Annotated in this window: 16 protein-coding genes and 1 pseudogene; 11 read left to right on the top strand and 6 right to left on the bottom strand. The window is 63.2% G+C overall.

Annotated elements, in window-relative coordinates:
• Positions 1-77: 77 nt before the first annotated feature.
• Positions 78-1087: pseudogene (locus IVB05_RS14395) on the bottom strand (LysR substrate-binding domain-containing protein).
• 100 nt (positions 1088-1187) lie between these two features.
• Between IVB05_RS14395 and IVB05_RS14390 the strand changes: the two are divergent.
• Complete coding sequence (locus tag IVB05_RS14390; RefSeq protein WP_247785004.1) at positions 1188-1736, top strand: nuclear transport factor 2 family protein; 549 nt, start codon at positions 1188-1190, stop codon at positions 1734-1736.
• Between the two features lie 6 nt (positions 1737-1742).
• Here the strand turns inward: IVB05_RS14390 and IVB05_RS14385 are convergent, their stop codons facing one another.
• From IVB05_RS14385 to IVB05_RS14365, 5 genes are all read right to left on the bottom strand, one after another.
• Positions 1743-3125, bottom strand: coding sequence for a hypothetical protein (locus IVB05_RS14385; protein ID WP_247785003.1), 1383 nt, complete (start codon positions 3123-3125; stop codon positions 1743-1745).
• Between the two features lie 243 nt (positions 3126-3368).
• Positions 3369-4610: an allantoate amidohydrolase gene (locus tag IVB05_RS14380; RefSeq protein ID WP_247785002.1), complete on the bottom strand. Its 1242-nt coding sequence runs from the start codon at positions 4608-4610 to the stop codon at positions 3369-3371.
• A gap of 4 nt (positions 4611-4614) precedes the next feature.
• Positions 4615-5553, bottom strand: a complete 939-nt coding sequence (gene puuE, locus IVB05_RS14375; RefSeq protein WP_247785001.1) for an allantoinase PuuE — start codon at positions 5551-5553, stop codon at positions 4615-4617.
• A gap of 2 nt (positions 5554-5555) precedes the next feature.
• A complete protein-coding gene (locus tag IVB05_RS14370) occupies positions 5556-5969 on the bottom strand; it encodes a DUF3830 family protein (RefSeq protein WP_247785000.1) in 414 nt (137 codons plus the stop codon).
• Between the two features lie 143 nt (positions 5970-6112).
• The gene (locus IVB05_RS14365) at positions 6113-7255 is read right to left on the bottom strand and encodes a mechanosensitive ion channel family protein (RefSeq protein WP_247784999.1); all 1143 of its coding nucleotides are present in this window, start codon (positions 7253-7255) and stop codon (positions 6113-6115) included.
• A gap of 181 nt (positions 7256-7436) precedes the next feature.
• On the opposite strand from IVB05_RS14365, the gene IVB05_RS14360 reads away from it, so the two are divergent.
• The 10 genes from IVB05_RS14360 to IVB05_RS14315 all read left to right on the top strand — a co-directional run bounded on the left by IVB05_RS14360 (position 7437) and on the right by IVB05_RS14315 (position 17950).
• Positions 7437-8510 carry an LLM class flavin-dependent oxidoreductase gene (locus IVB05_RS14360; protein WP_247784998.1) on the top strand — a complete coding sequence of 358 codons (1074 nt, stop codon included), beginning with the start codon at positions 7437-7439 and terminating at the stop codon, positions 8508-8510.
• Positions 8511-8592: 82 nt separating this feature from the next.
• The gene (locus tag IVB05_RS14355) at positions 8593-9570 is read left to right on the top strand and encodes an NADPH:quinone oxidoreductase family protein (protein ID WP_247784997.1); all 978 of its coding nucleotides are present in this window, start codon (positions 8593-8595) and stop codon (positions 9568-9570) included.
• A 29-nt stretch (positions 9571-9599) separates the two neighbouring features.
• Positions 9600-10181 (top strand): DUF2889 domain-containing protein, encoded by a 582-nt coding sequence (locus IVB05_RS14350; RefSeq protein WP_247784996.1) that lies wholly within the window; start codon positions 9600-9602, stop codon positions 10179-10181.
• Positions 10182-10503: 322 nt separating this feature from the next.
• Complete coding sequence (locus tag IVB05_RS14345) at positions 10504-10803, top strand: helix-turn-helix transcriptional regulator (RefSeq protein ID WP_247784995.1); 300 nt, start codon at positions 10504-10506, stop codon at positions 10801-10803.
• A complete protein-coding gene (gene hyfB / locus IVB05_RS14340; RefSeq protein ID WP_247784994.1) occupies positions 10803-12818 on the top strand; it encodes a hydrogenase 4 subunit B in 2016 nt (671 codons plus the stop codon). Before IVB05_RS14345 ends, hyfB begins: the two co-directional genes overlap by 1 nt.
• Positions 12809-13765 (top strand): NADH-quinone oxidoreductase subunit H, encoded by a 957-nt coding sequence (locus IVB05_RS14335; protein WP_247784993.1) that lies wholly within the window; start codon positions 12809-12811, stop codon positions 13763-13765. The genes hyfB and IVB05_RS14335 overlap by 10 nt, the downstream gene beginning before the upstream one ends.
• A 5-nt stretch (positions 13766-13770) precedes the next feature.
• Entirely contained in the window at positions 13771-14433 is a 663-nt protein-coding gene (locus tag IVB05_RS14330; protein WP_190241716.1) for a hydrogenase-4 component E, read from the top strand.
• Complete coding sequence (locus IVB05_RS14325; RefSeq protein WP_247784992.1) at positions 14430-15881, top strand: hydrogenase 4 subunit F; 1452 nt, start codon at positions 14430-14432, stop codon at positions 15879-15881. The genes IVB05_RS14330 and IVB05_RS14325 overlap by 4 nt, the downstream gene beginning before the upstream one ends.
• A 12-nt stretch (positions 15882-15893) precedes the next feature.
• Positions 15894-17405, top strand: a complete 1512-nt coding sequence (locus IVB05_RS14320; RefSeq protein ID WP_247784991.1) for an NADH-quinone oxidoreductase subunit C — start codon at positions 15894-15896, stop codon at positions 17403-17405.
• A gap of 11 nt (positions 17406-17416) precedes the next feature.
• Complete coding sequence (locus tag IVB05_RS14315) at positions 17417-17950, top strand: NADH-quinone oxidoreductase subunit B family protein (RefSeq protein WP_247784990.1); 534 nt, start codon at positions 17417-17419, stop codon at positions 17948-17950.
• The last annotated feature ends 2 nt before the right edge of the window (positions 17951-17952 follow it).

Genomic DNA, 17952 nt, shown 5'->3' with positions numbered 1-17952 from the left:
GTATTGTCAGCCTGTTACTCGCGGATGCTGATCTCGGCTCGCCTTCATCGAACGCATCACGAGCGAGCAGTTGCCCATTAGCTGTGCATGCTGCGGTTGCGCTTACCCGATCGAAGACCGGACGACCTGTCATTTCCTGTTCGCACCTGTCCCAACAACTGGACCAGCCAGGCAAGGCCGGCATCCATCATCGCCACTTTCGGAAGGACGACATTGATCGAGAAACGCGGCAGCGACAGCGGCGCCTTGACCGAGGCAATATTGAAGCGCTCGCCATGGATCTCCACGAACCTTCGCGGCAGCGCGGAAACCATCTCGGTTTCAGCCAGCACCGAAAGCGCTAAAATGAAATTCGGCACAGTCAGGGCAACACGCCGTGCCAAGCCTTTCCTGGCGAGTTCAACGTCCACGAATCCGGAAACATCACCGGTATGCGAAACGACGAGATGCTCGATCTCGCAGTAGCGTTTGAGGGTCGGATTGCGCTGAAACGAATGGCCACGGCGCACGGCAATGACGAACTCTTCCTCATAGAGCGTCTGTTTGTGGAAACGGACCGGAATATCGTCAAATGGAATGATCGCAATATCCATCGTCCGGTCTTCGAGCTCCTTCAACGCATCCTTCCACGCCAAATGAGGAGCGGTGAAGCCTTGCACCGGAAGAAGCTGCCGGATGCCGACATCGACACCCGGCGCCACTCCACGCAACGAACAGCGGGGGCAGGATCACCGCCGACACGCCATCCGGCGCGCCAATGACGAAACGGCGCGTCGAATGCCGCGGATCGAACGGAGCTGCCGTCGACACGACGCCCCGGATACGCGCGAGAATCTCGGACACCGTGGGTGCGAGCTGGGAGGCACGCTCCGTAGGAACGACGCCTTTTGGAGTTTTCAGGAATAACGGATCACCGAGCAGCGTGCGCAGGCGGCCAAGGCCATGGCTGATCGCAGACGGCGAAAGATGCAGCCGTTCCGCCGACCGGCCGACATGCCGACATGCCGACATGCCGCTCCTGAAAGACGATCTCGAACAGCCCGAGCAGGTTGAGATCGATCCGGGACAGGTCAATTTGGTTCAGCATAATGCTGAAATCATATCACTGGATTCAGTATCATTGAAATGGGATTTGGGTAGCACCGCCGGCCGGTTGCCGGCCCAACCCGAATGGAAAGACACCGAAAATGTTCAAATCGAACCGCTGGAGGCGTTTGGCGCTGAAGGCCGCACTCGCCATGCCGCTGTCGGCCAGCGCCGCACAGGAGCCGATGTCGGCAGTTTCAGAGCAGGAACTTGTCGAGTTGGTCCGGAAGTCCGAGGCTCGGGCTTCGGCTTTCATGCGCGGCGACATGGACCGATGGTCCGGCATGACGCGCATCGCCGAAGACTTTACCCTGATGCAGCCGTTTGGCGGTGAAGCCAGCCGGGGTTTTGACATGAGTCCCGAGCGGCTGGCGCGGCTCGCCAGCTATTTTGGGAATGGCGACGCCAAGCTCGAACTCGTCCAATCCTACGCGTCGAACGACCTGGTCGTCCTTGCAGTGATCGAGCGTCAGCACGGCGAGGTCGGCGGCTTGCCGGACCAGGACTGGTCGCTGCGGGTGACGCTGGTCTATCGCAGGCAAGGCGCGGAGTGGTGGCTGGTTCACCGCCATGCCGACCCGCTCGTGCGCCACGTCGGGCTTGAGACCGCGGCCGCATTGGCCCGCGGTGCAATTCTCGACAAGAAGTGAGGCGGTCTAGTTGCCGTTAAGCAGCGGGGTCCCGAATGCCCGCCGCCAGACCGACAGAAAACGCGGAAACCAGGAGTGAGCGACCGCGCCCTGATAGGCCCATGTGCGATATTTATGACCGTTTTCGGACAAGAGCTCCTGATATCCGCCGTGCGTTTCGGTCGCGGTACGAATGTCGCGCAAAATGTCCTGCGCGCAGGATCTGTATCCATGCGTGCCGGAGTGTTCATCATACTCCAGCATGCGATCGGCGAATTCGACGTTAAACGTCGGCCAGGACGAACGTCCCTGATAGGCGGGCGCTGCAATCTTGTGGATCAGCTTGTTCAGCGGGTTATCCACGGATACCAGGAAGTGAGACGTATCAGGTATTCGAAATCGCGGTTCGGCGAGTATCAAATCCGTCGTTGCGGCGAACAACGCGCGCTCGGCCTCGTCGCTCAAATCCCAAAATCCCTGGTGCACGTTGACGAAATCGAGCGCAATGGAAAACGCCGGCGGCTCGCTGCCGGCGTGCAAGTCGGAGTGCAAGGCATGCCTGATGTAGCCGGGCCTGCCGAACAGCCGGAGCAGCTCCTTCTTGTATTGCGAGAGTTCACGTCCGAGCACGGCTTCCAGTTCGATCCGGTCGATCACCCCGAGTTTTATCCCGCGCAGAAAAGTCGCGTAAACGCATGCATTGGTGACAAAACGCCTGCGTTCGGCGCGGGTATCGGTTGCCGCGGAACGCGGTGCGGTGACGTCGCACAGCAAAGCCGTGACGCCGCCGTCCTCGAACGGCTCCAGCGCTTCCGCAAGTTGAAGTATCGCCTTCTTCAGATCCCCGCGATACTCGGCGAGCAACAGACGGCCGGCGTGCGCGCCTTGCGACATCGCCAGATACGAAGATGCCCTTTGGTCTCCACGCATGATTTGGTCCAGGCCTGCGAGGATACCCAACAGCGTATCCGAAGGCAGCGAAAAGTAATTGATGCCGATGTAGCGGTCGCGGCCGGCCGGAATGATCGTGGTCGTGACGATGTTGGAGCGCACGGCCTCCAACATCAGCCGGACGCTTTTTTCGAGCAAGCGAACCCGGCGGATGGCATCGTCGGAGTCCATGATGGTCTCGGGATCGAGAACATCGGGATAAAACCAGGCGAAGTCGCGCGGATAATAGGCGGTTGCGTGCGGCGCCCCCGTGACGAGAAAGGCTTCCTGCGGAGAAAATGCGCTGTCGACTGCGTGCCGGTACAGCTCATCGATTCCCGATGACAGGCGGTGCGCTTTTCTCATGAACCGGTCGCCGAGAAAATTGACCGCCTGAATACCGTTGGCGACGAGGCTCGCAAACTGTCCCTGATAAAATCGGTATTCGCGATGTGACGGAAATGGAATATCGCTATTCATGGCTTGGATGATCGATGTCCGAGGCTTCGAGGTCACCGCGTTGGTAGCCAAACAGGATCGATTCGTCTCTCCGCGAAAGCGCGGTGGCCTGTCATCTAACTGTCATAAAAATGGACGCAGCAGTCCCGTAGGATGGGTAGAGAGCGAAGCGAAACCCATCATACATATTGAATTTATTTCGTCAGCATCCTGATTGGGCTCGCGCAAGGTGATGGGTTTCGCTGCGCTCTACCCATCCTACGATTAGGCGGTGCCGCCCTCTTCCCCTGACCGGAAATTCTCGATCAGCCGCAACAGCACGCGTGCGCCGGCGTCGGCATCGGCGATCTCGACATGCTCGGCCGGGTTATGGCTGATGCCGCCGCGGCAGCGTACGAACAGCATGGCGACGTCAGCGACGTCGATCATCGCCATACCGTCATGCCCTGCCCCGCTCGGCAGTTCGAACACGGGATAGTTTTCGGCGACAACGGCTTCGGCGACCTGCGTTTTCAGCCATGGCGCGCAGGGCACGGTGCGGTTTTCGTGGGTGACGTCGATCTGCAGCGACAGTTCGCGCCGTTTCGCAATCGCCTCGATCCGCCGCACGATCTCGGCTACCGCAAGCTTGCGGTGGGCGTCCGCCGGCGCACGAATGTCCAGCGTGAAGGATACCCGCCCCGGAATGACGTTGGTGGCGCCGGGCATCGCGTTGATGACGCCGACCGTGCCGACCAGCCCGGCGTCATCCGCCTTGCAGAACGCCTCGACCGCGACGATGCATTCGGCGGCGCCCGCCAGCGCGTCGCGCCGCAGCGCCATCGGCACCGTGCCGGCGTGTCCCGCCATGCCGGAGAGGTTCGCCGCCAGCCGCGTGGCGCCGGATATTGCCGTGACCACACCGACGGGCAGGTGCTGTTGTTCCAGCACCGGCCCCTGCTCGATATGCAGTTCGACATAGGCATGCAGTTCGCGGCGGGCGCGCGCGGCCGCGCCGATTTTGGCCGGGTCCAGCCCAAACTGCACCATGGCTTCGCGCATGGTGAGGCCGCTCGAATCGCGCGTGCTGAGCACGCTTTCGTCAAAAGTTCCGGCGATGGCCCGGCTGCCGAGGAGCGTGGAGGAAAATCGCACGCCCTCCTCGTCGGCGAAACCGACGATTTCGATCGCAAACGGCAACCGCACGCCCCGCCGGTTCAGATCAGCGACGCAGGCGACGGCGGTGATGATCCCGAGCGGTCCATCCCATTTTCCGGCGTCGCGCACGGTGTCGTAGTGCGAGCCCAGCATCAGGCATGGCAGCCCCAGGCGGTCGCCTTCGTAACGGCCACAGACATTGCCGATGGCGTCGAGATGCGCCGCCATGCCGGCATCCTTCATCCATGACATGATGAGATCGGCCGCGATGCGATGTTCAGGCGAAAGGAAGATCCGCGCCAGATGCTCAGATGTCTCGGAAATCGTCCCGAGCTGATTGATCCGGCTTACGATTTCATCGCCGAGCATCGGCTCATCCAATGTCGAATGCGTTGTCGGCGAGATGCGCCAGATTGGCGTGCCAGTGCTGCGCGATCTCCAGCCGCGTCGGCACCCAGACCCGCTCGTGCTGTCCGATGTAGTCGAGAAACCGCATCAGCGCCGCCGCGCGACCGGGGCGGCCGACGATCCGGCAATGCAGGCCGACCGACATCATCTTCGGCGCGGTTTCGCCTTCTCTGTAAAGGACGTCAAAGCTGTCCTTGAGATAGGTGAAGAACTCATCCCCGCCGCCAAAACCCTGCGCATTCACAAAGCGCATGTCGTTGGCATCGAGCGTATAGGGAATGACCAGATGCGGCTTCGAGCCGCGCGCCTTGATCCAGTATGGCAGGTCGTCGGCGTAGGAGTCGCAGAGATAAAGCAGACCGCCGGATTCCATCAAAAGCCTGAGCGTATTGATCGAGGAGCGTCCGGTGTACCAGCCGAGCGGGTGCGCGCCGGTCGCCTCGGTGTGGACGCGGATCGCCGCCGCGATCTCGACGCGCTCCTCGGACTCCGACATGTCCTTGTGCTCGATCCATTTCAGGCTGTGGCTGGCGATGTCCCAGCCGGCCTCCTTCATGGCGGCGACCACATCCGGGTTTCGCTTCAAGGCCATCGCCACGCCGAACACGGTCACCGGCAGATTGCGTTCGGTGAACATCCGCCACAGCCGCCAGAAGCCGGCACGCGAGCCATATTCGAACATCGATTCGATATTGGCGTGGCGCTGGCCGGGCCAGGGCTGCGCACCCAATACGTCGGACAGGAACGCCTCCGAGGCGCGATCGCCGTCGAGAACATTGTTCTCGCCGCCTTCCTCGAAATTCACCACGAACTGGACCGCGACCCGCGCGTTGCCGGGCCACCTGGGATCGGGCGGGTTGCGCCCGTAGCCGCGGAAGTCGCGCGGGTAGGTCGGCGCGGCCACGCTTATATTTCCTCGAAGCGGATTTTCTGCGCGCCCTTCCACAGTACGGCCTTGCCGAACGCGGTCAGGTTCTCCAACCCCGAGGTCAGGGTGATGAAGTGATTGCCGGCAAGCTGGCCCATCTTGCTCGCAAAGTGCACGCCGCCGTAGGCGAGCAGGATTTCGGTCTCGCTGATGCCGCCGGGATAGAGAATGATCTGGCCAGGCGCGGGATAGCTGGTGTGGTTTTCGTAGGAGACGCCGAAATCGAGATCGCCGAGCGGCATCCAGACCCCCTCGCCGCTCCATCGGACATGGATCGCCTGGCTCTCGAAGGGCATCGCCTTGCGAAAGGCGGCGACCGTCTTCGGCGCCAGTTGCTCCTCGAAGCGGGCCTGGAAGGTGAATTCACCGGCACGGACAATCAGTTGGCTCATCGATCTCTTCTTCTGGGTGTATTTGAGGAAGTGCTTCAGCGGTATCCATTACAGCCGGAACAACCGGAAGCAAGGCCGATTCCGCCTCGTTGACCGGTTTCAACGCGAGCATCGGAGCCGGGGAATTCCCCCTTTGCAGGACCTCAATTATGGGTCCGCACCGGGACCGGGCGGGCCGGCGCATCGCCGTGCTGGAAGGAGCCTTCGAAATCGGCGAGCGGAGGCGATATCAGCGCGCGTTCGCGCGGGAACGCTTCGGGCATCTCTTCGCGAATGAAAGCGAGCAGCTTTTCCCTGATCTCGCAGCGGAGATCCCAGGATTGCGGCGCGGATCTGGCGCTGACCAGGGCGCGAAGCTCGATCGCCCGCGGGCTGGCCTCGATCACCTGGAGATTGACCACCGCGCCATCCCACAATTTGGACTCGCGCACAGCCTGTTCGAGCCGCTGCCTGATCCGCGAGACATCGGTGCAGTAGTCGACATGAAAGGCGATGACGCCGATCAGCGACTGGGTGTCGCGGGTCCAGTTCTGGAACGGACGTTCGATGAAATAGGACAGCGGGACAACCATTCTGCGCCAGTCCCACAACCGGATCACGACATAGGTCGAGGCGATGTCCTCGACCCAGCCCCATTCGTTCTCGATGATGACGGCGTCCTCGATCCGGATCGGCTGGGTGATCGCGATCTGGACGCCGGCGATCAGGTTTGAGAGCAACGGCCGGGCGGCAAGGCCGAGGATCAGACCGGCGGCGCCGGCGGAGGCGAACAGGCTGACGCCATACTGCTTGACGGATTCGAAGGTCATCAGGGCGGTGGAAACGGCAATGATAACGATCAAGGTATCGATCACGCGCTTGAAGACGCGGACCTGGGTAACGTGTTTGCGGGCGAGAAAATTCTCGTCGGTATCGAGGCGAAAGCGCTGCAGATAGCGCGCCGCCCCCATGTCCACCGCGCGGACCGTTATCCATCCGATCAGCGCGATGACGGCGACGATGAAAAAGTGCCGGAGCTGCTCACGAAGCGCGTCGTTCAGCGGCGCCAGCGGCAGCACCAGCGCCACGGCCACCAGACAAAGCGCCAGCCGGGCCGGGCCGGCGATCCTTTGCAGCAGCAAGGTGACAGCCGGCCAGCGCTCCCCGAGCGCCCGCTTGATGATGCGCGCGCCAATGCCGTGCACGAACAGCGCAACGATAATGGCGCCGACGACGAGGCCGAGGCCCACCATCCATTGCGGTACCCAGCCAAATACCTGTTCGAACCATGACAGAATATCGTCCATGCAAATTCCCGCTGCGCGACATTGACACGCCGCTAACGCGGGCCTTCAGCGGATGGGTCCCCCATCTGACGCAGCGCAGCAATTCACTGAGCGCATTCCGCAACTCGATGCGTTTGCTTGCTTTCCCGCCTTGTTCCGCGTTTCATCGTTTCCAATTGACAAGAGACCCGAGGGAACACCCATGCCCGCAAGAATCATCGGAATGATCGGCACGCAGCAGGAAGGCGTCGCGGTTCACCTCATCAAGGGGCAGATATCGCGGCAATGGGTGATCGACTTCACCCGTCTGCACGAGCAGTGGAACTATGATTCTGTTCTCGTTGGATATTACGCCTCGGCTGCCGAAGGTTTCGCGATTGCGCTCTACGCGGCCGACCACACCGAACGGATCAAGTTCCTGATCGCGCACCGGCCGGGCTCGGTGGCGCCGGCGCTGGCGGCGCGGCAGGTCGCGACTTTCGACCAGCTCACGCAGGGTCGGCTGGCGCTGCATATCATCGCTGGTACCAGCGACGCGGACCAGGCCAGCGAAGGCGACTTCCTGCCCAAGAATGACCGCTACCGCCGCGCCGGTGAGTATCTGGACGTGATGCGCCGGCTCTGGACCAGCGACACTCCGATCGATCACAAAGGTGAGTTCTACCGCGTCGAGGGCGGTTACTCCGACATCAAGCCATATCAGCAGCCCTGCCCGCCGCTGTTCTTCGGCGGCTCATCGGAAGGGGCGCTGGAGATGGGCGCGAGGCATTGCGACGTGTTCGCGATCTTCGGCGAGCCGCTCAAGGAGACGCGGGAGCGCGTGCAGGACTTCCGCCGGCGCGCCGCAGCCTTTGGGCGCAACGTCGGCTTCAACATGTCGCTGCGGCCGATCATGGCGGCGACCGAGGGCGCGGCGTGGGACAAGGCCAACGCCCTGCTGGCGGACGTCGAGCGCAAGACCGGCGCGGCGCCGCAGCCGACCAACCGTTCCGCCGAACGCCTGCTCGGCTACGCCGAGCGCGGCGACGTGCATGACGAGCGGCTGTGGATGGGGATCGCGCGCGCCACCGGCGCACCCGGCAATACATCGTGCCTGGTCGGAACGCCGGAGCAGATTGCGGCGGCGGTGCTGGAGTATTACCGGCTCGGGATTCATTCGTTTCTGCTGCGCGGTTTCGAGAACCCGCACGACACGATGGCGATCGGCCGCGACTTGATTCCACTCATCAAGGAAGGCGCGCTTGCGATCGACCGGCAGGCCGAAGCGGCCGAGTAGTGCTTCCGAGGAATCTGCAAGCACCTCAAGATACCGACGCAAGGTCTTGGCGCAGGAAGAGAAAACGCATGAAAGAAATTGCATGAAGGCCGTGGTTGTCGAGAACTACGATTCGATCGACGGCATCTCGATCAAGGAGATCGATACGCCCGGCGTTTCCAAAGGCGAAGTCCGCGTCAAGGTCGGCGCCGCGGCGGTCGGCTTCGTCGATGGACTGAAGGTGCAAGGCCTTTATCAGACCAAGGATCCCCTGCCGTTCGTGCCGGGCACGGAGTTTGCCGGCATCGTCGATGCCGTTGCCGACGACGTCACCGCGTTCAGGCCTGATATGCCGGTGATCGGAATGACACGTTCCGGCGCGCTCGCCGAATACATCTCGGTGCCATCGGCGGCGCTCAAGCACCTGCCGCCGCAGGTTCCCTTCGAGGCCGGCGCATCGTTTCAGGCCAACTATCTGACCGGGCTTTACGCGCTGGACGCCCGCGCCTCGCTTCGCGCCGGCGAGATATTGCTGGTGCTGGGCGCGGCCGGTGGCGTCGGCATCGCCGCCATTCAGCTCGGCAAGCTGATGGGCGCGCGGGTGATCGCCGCGGCCTCGACGGCGGAGAAGCGCGACTTCGCGGTTCGGTTCGGCGCCGATCAGACCATCGACTATACCAAGGCGGACTGGCGGGACACGCTCAAGGAGCTGACGGGCGGGCACGGGCCGGACGTGATTTTCGATCCCGTCGGCGGCGAAGTCGCGCTGCAGGCGTTTCGCTCGATTGCCTGGCGAGGGCGGCATCTCGTGGTGGGATTCGCTTCGGGCACCATTCCGGCGCTGGCGTTCAACCTGCCGCTGCTCAAGGGCGGCGCACTGCTCGGGGTCGATCTCGCCCAGATCCAGAAGCGCGAGCCCGAGACCCACGCCCGCCTGATGGCGCAATTGTTCGACTGGCTGGCATCTGGCAAATTGCAGCCCGTGGTCGGCAAGGTCGTGCCGTTCGAGAATTTCCGCGAAGCGTTCAAGACCATGCAGTCGCGGTCGGCGCTCGGCAAGATGATCGTCAAATTTGGCTGAAGTGACGCATCAATGCAGGATACGAACTGATGCCTCTGGAAAATAGCAACAAATCGCGCCGCCTGATGCATACGCGGTCGATCGAATGCGAAGGCTTTCTGCGCGACGACGGGCTCTGGGAAGTCGAGGCATGGCTGCGCGACACAAAGCCCTTCACCCAGCGCGCCGATCGTTTTCGCGGCGAACTGAAGCCGGGCGATCCCGTGCACGACATCGGCCTGCGGCTCGCGATCGACGACAGCATGACCATCCGCGAGGCGGAAGCGAAGATGCGGGCGACGCCCTACCCGACCTGCGTCGAGGTCGAGCCGATCCTGACGCGCCTGATCGGCGAGCGGGTCGGTCCGGGCTGGCGTGAGACAGTGCGCCGCAAGATCGGCCGGCTGGAAACTTGCACGCATCTGATGGAATTGCTCGGCCCCGCCGTCACCACGCTGTACCAGACCATGTCCTACGGCAAGAAGCCGCAAGGCCGCGACACGCTGGACAACCAGCAAAACTCCGGTGAACGTCCATTCTTCATCGGCGGCTGCCATTCCTGGCGCACTGACGGCCCGATCGTCGCCACGATGTTCCCGCAATTCGCGACCAAGCCTGTGGCGAAGGATTAGATCGGGATGGGATGGGTTGGAGTCGAATCGATCCGCCGTCAGTGCGAAGCCCCAACGATCTCGTGTCCCGGACGCCGTGCAAAGACCCTTCGGCGGTACACCGCAGGGGCCCGGACACAAAATCGCGAAAACAACCCCATGCAAAGTAGAATGGGCCCCGGCCCGCAGCACTCACGCCGCTTGCGTCCGGGGCACGAATGATCCCCGGAGCACCCCTCAGAATAGATATCTGAGATATCACTTATTGACATATTAGCATCAATACTTAGGATGCAAGAATGACCTTTAATTTTGGCCCGAGCGCCGCTGGCAAGGCAGGCTGATGATCACAGCAGCTCAATTGCGGGCTGCCAGGGTGCTTCTCGGCATCGATCAGCGGCGGCTCGCGGAGCTGTCGGGGCTTTCGGTGCCAACCATCCAGCGGATGGAAGCGAGTGAGACGATGGTTCGGGGCAACGTCGATTCGCTGGTGAAGTTGATCACCGCGCTCGAGGATGCCGGCATCGAATTGATCGACGACGGGGCGAACAGCGACGGCGGCGGGCGCGGCGTGCGGCTCAAGGCCGGTTCCGGAGATCGCGCGGAAAACAAGACATCGAGCGGAGCGAGGGCGCGCAAATAATGTCGGCCGTCGCCCTGCAAATGGTCTGCGTCGCCGGACTGCTCGGGTTGGCCGCGCTGGCGATCGTTCTGAGCCGGTCGAAGATCGCCACACCCGTCATCTACGGCGCGACACTGGCCGTATCGGTGATTGCGTTAGCCGGCGCGTTGCGCAGCCTGCTCGGCGGCGCCGCCGATGCCACCACCCTCACCCTGCCGGTCGGATTGCCGTGGCTTGGCGCGCACTTCCGCCTCGACGCACTGGCCTCGTTCTTCCTCGTCGTCATCAATCTGGGTGGGGCGTCGGCAAGTCTCTATGGCCTCGGCTACGGCCATCATGACCCCGCGCCGCATCGTGTATTACCGTTCTTCCCCGCCTTTCTCGCGGGCATGAACCTCGTGGTGCTGGCGGACGACGCCTTTTCCTATCTGCTCTGCTGGGAATTCATGTCGCTGGCGTCGTGGGCGCTGGTGATGGCGCACCATCGCGAACGGGGCAACGCCAAAGCCGGTTATGTCTATCTCGTGATGGCAAGCTTCGGCACGCTCGCCCTGTTGCTCGCCTTCGGCCTGCTGGCAGGGCCGGCGGGAGACTACGGCTTTGCAGCCATTCGCGCCGCACAGCACACGCCCTATGCGGCGACGCTGGTGCTGATCCTGATGCTGCTCGGCGCCGGTTCCAAGGCTGGCCTCGTGCCGTTGCATGTCTGGCTGCCGCTCGCCCATCCGGCTGCGCCGAGCCACGTGTCCGCGCTGATGAGCGGCGTCATGACCAAGGTCGCAATCTACGGCTTCATTCGCGTCATGTTCGATCTGCTGGGACAGCCGACCTGGCCGGCCAGCGTGGTCGTGTTGTTCCTCGGCAGCATCACCGCCGTCATGGGCATCCTTTACGCCATGATGGAAAAGGATCTGAAGCGCCTTTTGGCCTACTCTACCATCGAAAATATCGGCATCGTCTTCGTCAGCCTCGGCCTCGCTATGGCGTTCCAGGCCAATGGCCTGAAGGCGGCGGCCGCGCTCGCCTTCACGGCCGCCTTGTTTCATGCGCTCAACCACTCCTTCTTCAAGAGCTTGCTGTTCTTCGGAGCCGGCGCCGTGCTCACAGCGACGGGCGAGCGGGACATGGACAAGCTCGGCGGCCTCATTCACCGCATGCCGTTCACGAGCTTCGTCGTTCTCGTCGGCTGCGTCGCGATTTCGGCGCTGCCGCCGTTCAACGGCTTCGTTTCGGAGTGGTTGATCTTCCAGGCCGTGCTGCAGAGTCCGGAACTGCCGCAATGGGCGCTGAAGATCATGGTGCCCGCGGTCGGCGCGATGCTCGCTTTGGCCGCTGCGCTGGCGGCGGCGTGTTTCGTCAAAACCTACGGCGTGACCTTTCTCGGCCGACCGCGCGGCACGGCGGCGGAAGCCGCCCATGAAGTCGATCGCTTCTCGCTCACGGCCATGTTCATCCTCGCCGTGCTCTGCCTGCTGGCCGGAATCCTGCCGGGACTGGCGATCGACGCGCTTGCGCCGGTCACGACCGAGATCCTCGGCAGCCGCATGCCGGCCCAGGCCAGTCAACCCTGGCTTTCGATCGTGCCGATTGCGGAGAGCCGCAGCTCATACAACGGGTTGCTGGTGATGGTATTCATCACGGCAAGTGCATCGTTGGCGGTTTATTTTATCCATCGCTTCGCCTCGCACGCGCTGCGGCGAGGACCAGCCTGGGGATGCGGTTTCTCCGACGCCACGCCTGCCGCGCAATATTCGGGCGTCAGCTTTGCGCAACCGATCCGCCGCGTGTTCGGCACGCTAGTGTTCCACGCCCGCGATCACGTCACGATGCCGCCGCCGGGAGACCTTCGGCCGGCGCGGCTCAGAATCGAATTGCACGACCTGGTGTGGAGCGGAATGTATGCGCCGATCGCGGATGCCGTCGGCTTCTTGTCGACGCGGCTCAATCGCCTGCAGTTCCTGACCATCCGGCGATATCTCAGCCTGGTCTTTGCCACCCTCGTCACGCTGCTGCTGGTGCTCGCGATATGGTCGTGATCTCCGACATCATCGTGCAAGGCGTGCAGATGCTGCTCGTGCTGCTGCTCGCCCCGCTCCTGACCGGCTACGTGCGCAAGATCAAGGCCCGGCTGGTACGCCGCCAGGGCGCCTCCGTCTTCCAGCCCTATCGCGACCTGCTGCGGCTCCTGCGCAAGGAAGTGGTGCTGGCCGACAACGCATCATGGTTGTTCCGCGTCACACCCTACATCACCTTCGCGGCGATCTGGGTCGCCGCCGCCCTGGTGCCGACCTTCGCGACCGGGCTGCTGTTCAACTGGACCGCCGATCTCATTGCTATCGTCGCGCTGCTCGGAAGCGCGCGCTTCTTCCTCGCACTCGCGGGGATGGACGTCGGCACCAGCTTCGGCGGCATCGGCTCCAGCCGCGAGGTCATGATCGCAGCGCTTGCCGAGCCCGCGATGCTGCTGATCGTATTCTGTCTGGCGCTGGTCGCCGGCTCGACCCAGCTCTCGACCGTCTCGCACTTCCTGGCGTCGTCCTATGTAGGCTTGCGGGTATCGCTCGGAATGGCGCTGGTCGCGCTGTTCATGGTGGCGATCGCGGAGAACGCGCGCATCCCGGTCGACAACCCGGCGACGCACCTCGAACTCACCATGGTGCACGAGGCGATGATCCTGGAATATTCGGGACGACACCTCGCAATGATCGAACTCGGCGCTTTCCTGAAGCTGCTGCTCTACGTCTCGTTGATCGCCTGCGTGTTCCTCCCCTGGCAGATCGCGCTCTACGGCAGCGGCGCATTGTCCTACACGATCGGCGCCGGCGCCTACATCGTCAAGCTCGCGCTGGCCGGCTTCCTGCTCGCGCTGTTCGAGACCGCCACGGCGAAGATGCGGGTGTTTCGCGTCCCGCAATTCCTCGGAGCGGCCCTCATGCTGGGCCTGCTCGGCACCCTGCTGCTGTTCGTTTCGAGGAGCTTCTGATGCAAATGCACAGCCTCGCCTTCGACGTTTCGCACACGCTGGCCGGCGGACTGGTGCTGATCAGCCTGATGATGCTGTATCAGGACCGCCTCTATTCGCTGCTCAACGTGTTCGCGCTCCACGCCCTGGTGCTGTCGCTCTCGGTCGCCTGGCAGGCTTTCATCCAGGATGCGCCCCATCTCTACGTCACCGCGATCATCGCCCTGGTCTTCAAGGCGATCGTCATTCCGGTGGCGCTGCACCGCATCGTCAAGCAGCTCGGAATTCACCGCGACATCGAATCCGCCGTCGGAATCGGCCCGACCATGCTGGCCGGGATGGGACTGGTCGCGCTCTCGCTGGTTCTCATGTTGCGGGTGACGAGCGACGCCGACCCGCTGGCGCGCGAAGATCTTGCCTTTGCCCTATCGGTGGTGCTGCTCGGACTTCTGGTCATGGTGACGCGCCGCAACGCGGTCAGTCAGGTTGTCGGATTCATGTCGCTCGAAAACGGACTGGTGCTGGCGGCGACCGGCGCCAAGGGCATGCCGCTGGTGGTCGAGATCAGCGTCGCGTTCTCGATCCTGATCGCGTTTATCGTGATCGGCATCTTCCTGTTCCGAATCCGCGAGCGCTTCGATTCGGTGGACGTCTCCGCGCTCGACGACTTCAGGGGCGAACGACGATGACCCTGCCCTTCTTCAATCCCGTCACCGCCGTTCTGCTGATCCCGATCTGGTCGGCGGCGCTGCTGGCCATCCTGCCCGGCTACCGCGTGACAGCGCGGCTGAACGTCGTCGCCAGCCTCGCGACGTTCCTGTCTGCGCTTTCGCTGTTCGTGGTCGAACGTCCCTCCCCCGGGCCTTACGTGCTGATCGACGATCTGAACATCGTCTTCATCGTACTCAATACCTTCGTGGGATTCACCACCAGCATCTTCAGCGCCAGCTATATCGCGCACGAACTCGAAACCGGCCGGCTGACGCCGGCTTACCTGCGCTTCTATCATGCCATGTACCAGACCATGATGTTCGGCATGAACCTCGCGTTCGTGTCCAACAATATCGGCCTGATGTGGGTCGCGGTCGAACTCGCGACGCTGACGACCGTGCTGATGGTCGGCATCTATCGTACCCATGCGGCGCTCGAAGCCGCCTGGAAGTATTTCATTCTAGGCAGCGTCGGAATTGCGCTCGCGCTGTTCGGCACCATCCTGGTCTATATGGCAGCCCGCCCGGTGATGGGCGAAGGCCAGGACGGCATGGTCTGGACGCTGCTGGTCGAGCGCGCCGCGAACTTCGACGCGGCCCTTCTCAACGTCGCGTTCGTATTCCTGTTTCTCGGCTACGGCACCAAGGTCGGCCTCGCGCCGCTGCACGCCTGGCTGCCGGATGCGCATGCCGAAGGTCCGACGCCGATATCAGCGGTGTTGTCGGGCCTTTTGCTGAACGTCGCGCTCTATGCGCTGCTGCGCTTCAAGATATTGCTCGCCGCCAATCCGGCCTCGATCGCTCCCGGCCCCCTGATGGTGACGATGGGCCTGGTCTCGCTGATCTTCGCGGCCTTCATGCTGTACCGGCGGCGCGACATCAAGCGCCTGTTCGCCTATTCCTCGATCGAACACATGGGCATCATCGTATTCGCGTTCGGCATGGGCGGTCCGCTCGCCAATTTCGCCGGGCTTCTGCACATGGTGATGCACAGCCTGACCAAGTCGGCGATCTTCTACGCCGTCGGACATATTTCGCAGATCAAGGGCACCCAGCGGATTTCGCGGATCCGCGGTCTGACGGTGACCCATCCGGCGCTCGGCTGGGGACTGGTGGTAGGCGTCGTCGCGATCGCCGGATTGCCGCCGCTCGGGATCTTCATGAGCGAATTTCTCGTCGTGAGTTCGACCTTTGCACGGCAGCCGCTGCTCGCGATCGTGCTGGTATTCGGGCTGTTGCTGGCCTTCGGCGCCTTGACGTTGCGCCTGACCAGTGTCGCCTTCGGCGAGCCGCGCGGCAGCACGGCGTCGGCTGAGGCTTCCTACATTCCGATGTTCGCTCATCTCGCACTGGTCTTGGGCGCGGGAGTCTATCTTCCCGCTCCGCTGGTGGTCTGGTTTCAGCATGTGGCCCAATTGCTTGGATAGGAACGACGTGACATGCCATCGCTGATCGATTTGACGCTGGAAGGCCGCAAAGTCGGGCAACACCGCCCGTGGCCGCGCGTTGTCGTCGACGCTTCGGTCTGGACATTCGCCGCGACCGAACTGGCGCATGGTCGCTGGAGCCTGCTCGGCCTTTGGGGCGAGCCCGCAACGGTGCATATGGCGATCATGGATGGACAGGCTGCTGAGATCGCGGTCGTCAGCCTGGATTGCCCCGACCGCAGCTTTCCTTCCGTCGGCAAGCACCATCCGCCGGCGCTGCGGCTGGAACGGACTATCCACGACCTGTTCGGACTGTCCGCCGAGGGCGCGCCCGACACGCGGCCCTGGCTCGATCACAATCGCTGGGGTGTGCGATTCCCATTGGGAGACCGCATTGACGCGTTGCCGAAGGCGACGCCCTACGGTCTCCTGGTGGCCGAAGGCGACGGCCTGCACCAGATCCCGGTCGGCCCGGTACATGCAGGCATCATCGAGCCCGGACATTTCCGCTTTACCGCCAGCGGCGAGACCGTGGTCAGGTTGGAACAGCGGCTTGGATATGTCCACAAGGGTATCGACGGACTGATGAGCGGCGCCAGTCTGGAACGCGGCGTCCATCTCGCCGGGCGCACATCGGGCGACAGCACCGTCGCCTACGCCTACGCGTTTTCGCGCGCGGCCGAAGCAGCGCTGGACCTCGCCGTGCCTGACCGAGCCGTGTTGCTGCGGGCATTGCTAGCGGAGTTGGAGCGGCTCGCCAACCATCTCGGCGACATCGGCGCGATCTGCAACGACGCCTCCTTTGCATTGATGCACGCGCATTGCGGCGTGCTGCGCGAGAGCGTACTGCGCGCCGCCGGCGCCGCCTTCGGCCATCGCCTGATGCGCGACGTCATCGTGCCCGGCGGCGTCAGCCGCGACATCGGCGCTGACGGGGTGCAAACCATCCGGGCCGCGCTGGACAACATCCGGCTGCGCTTTCCGGCTCTGGTCGAACTCTACGACAACACCGCTTCGCTGCAGGACCGCACCGTCGATACCGGCGTTCTCAAACCGCCGCTGGCCAGGCAGTATGCCGCAGGCGGCTATATCGGCCGCGCCTCAGGCCGCTCGTTCGACGCGCGCCGGGCGCTGGTCTATCCGCCTTATGATCGTCTGCGCTTCGATGTTCCCACGCTCAATGAGGGCGACGTCAATGCGCGGGTCTGGATCAGGGTACGCGAGGTCGAGCAAAGCCTTTCGCTGATCGAGCAGATCTTGCGCCGGCTTCCCAACGGCCCGACGCGCACGGAAGTGCCGCTTGGAGGGGCTGTGCGCGAGGGCATGGCGGTCGTGGAAGGATTCCGCGGTGACGTCCTGGTCTGGCTGCGCTTGCGCAATGGCCTGATCGAACGATGCCACATGCGCGATCCGTCCTGGTTTCAATGGCCGCTGCTGGAAGCCGTGATCGAGAACAACATCGTCGCGGACTTTCCACTCTGCAACAAGTCGTTCAACTGTTCCTATTCGGGCCACGATCTCTAAGGACGCATGTGATGCGCAAGCTGCTTTTTGAAAGCGTGTTTCGCCGGCCGCTCACCGAGCGGGCGCCTTTACCCGATGATGCCGCCGTGGCGGAGCTTGCCACCGCGCTCGGGAAGGCCGCGCGGCGACGGCTCGGCCGGAGCCTGTCGATCCGCGAGGTCGATGCCGGATCCTGTAACGGATGCGAGCTGGAAATTCACGCGCTCAACAACGCCTATTACGACGTCGAGCGGTTCGGCCTGCGGTTTGTCGCTTCGCCGCGTCATGCCGACGTCCTGATGGTGACGGGACCGGTGACGAAAAACATGCGCGAGGCGCTCGAACGCACCTATCACGCGACGCCGAACCCGAAATGGGTCGTGGCGGTCGGAGACTGCGCGCGGAACGGAGGATGTTTTGCCGGCAGCTATGCGGTCGTCGGCGGCGTCTCCGAGGTCGTCCCGGTCGACCTGCACATTCCCGGCTGCCCGCCTGCCCCCACAGCCATGCTGCAAGGATTGCTGGCGCTGTTCGAACGCGCGGACGCCGGCGCCGTTACATCGTGAGG

The organism is Bradyrhizobium sp. 170 (assembly GCF_023101085.1).
Taxonomy (GTDB): domain Bacteria; phylum Pseudomonadota; class Alphaproteobacteria; order Rhizobiales; family Xanthobacteraceae; genus Bradyrhizobium.
The sequence above is the reverse complement of the archived record's forward strand: the minus strand, read 5'-3'. Positions and strand labels throughout refer to the sequence as shown.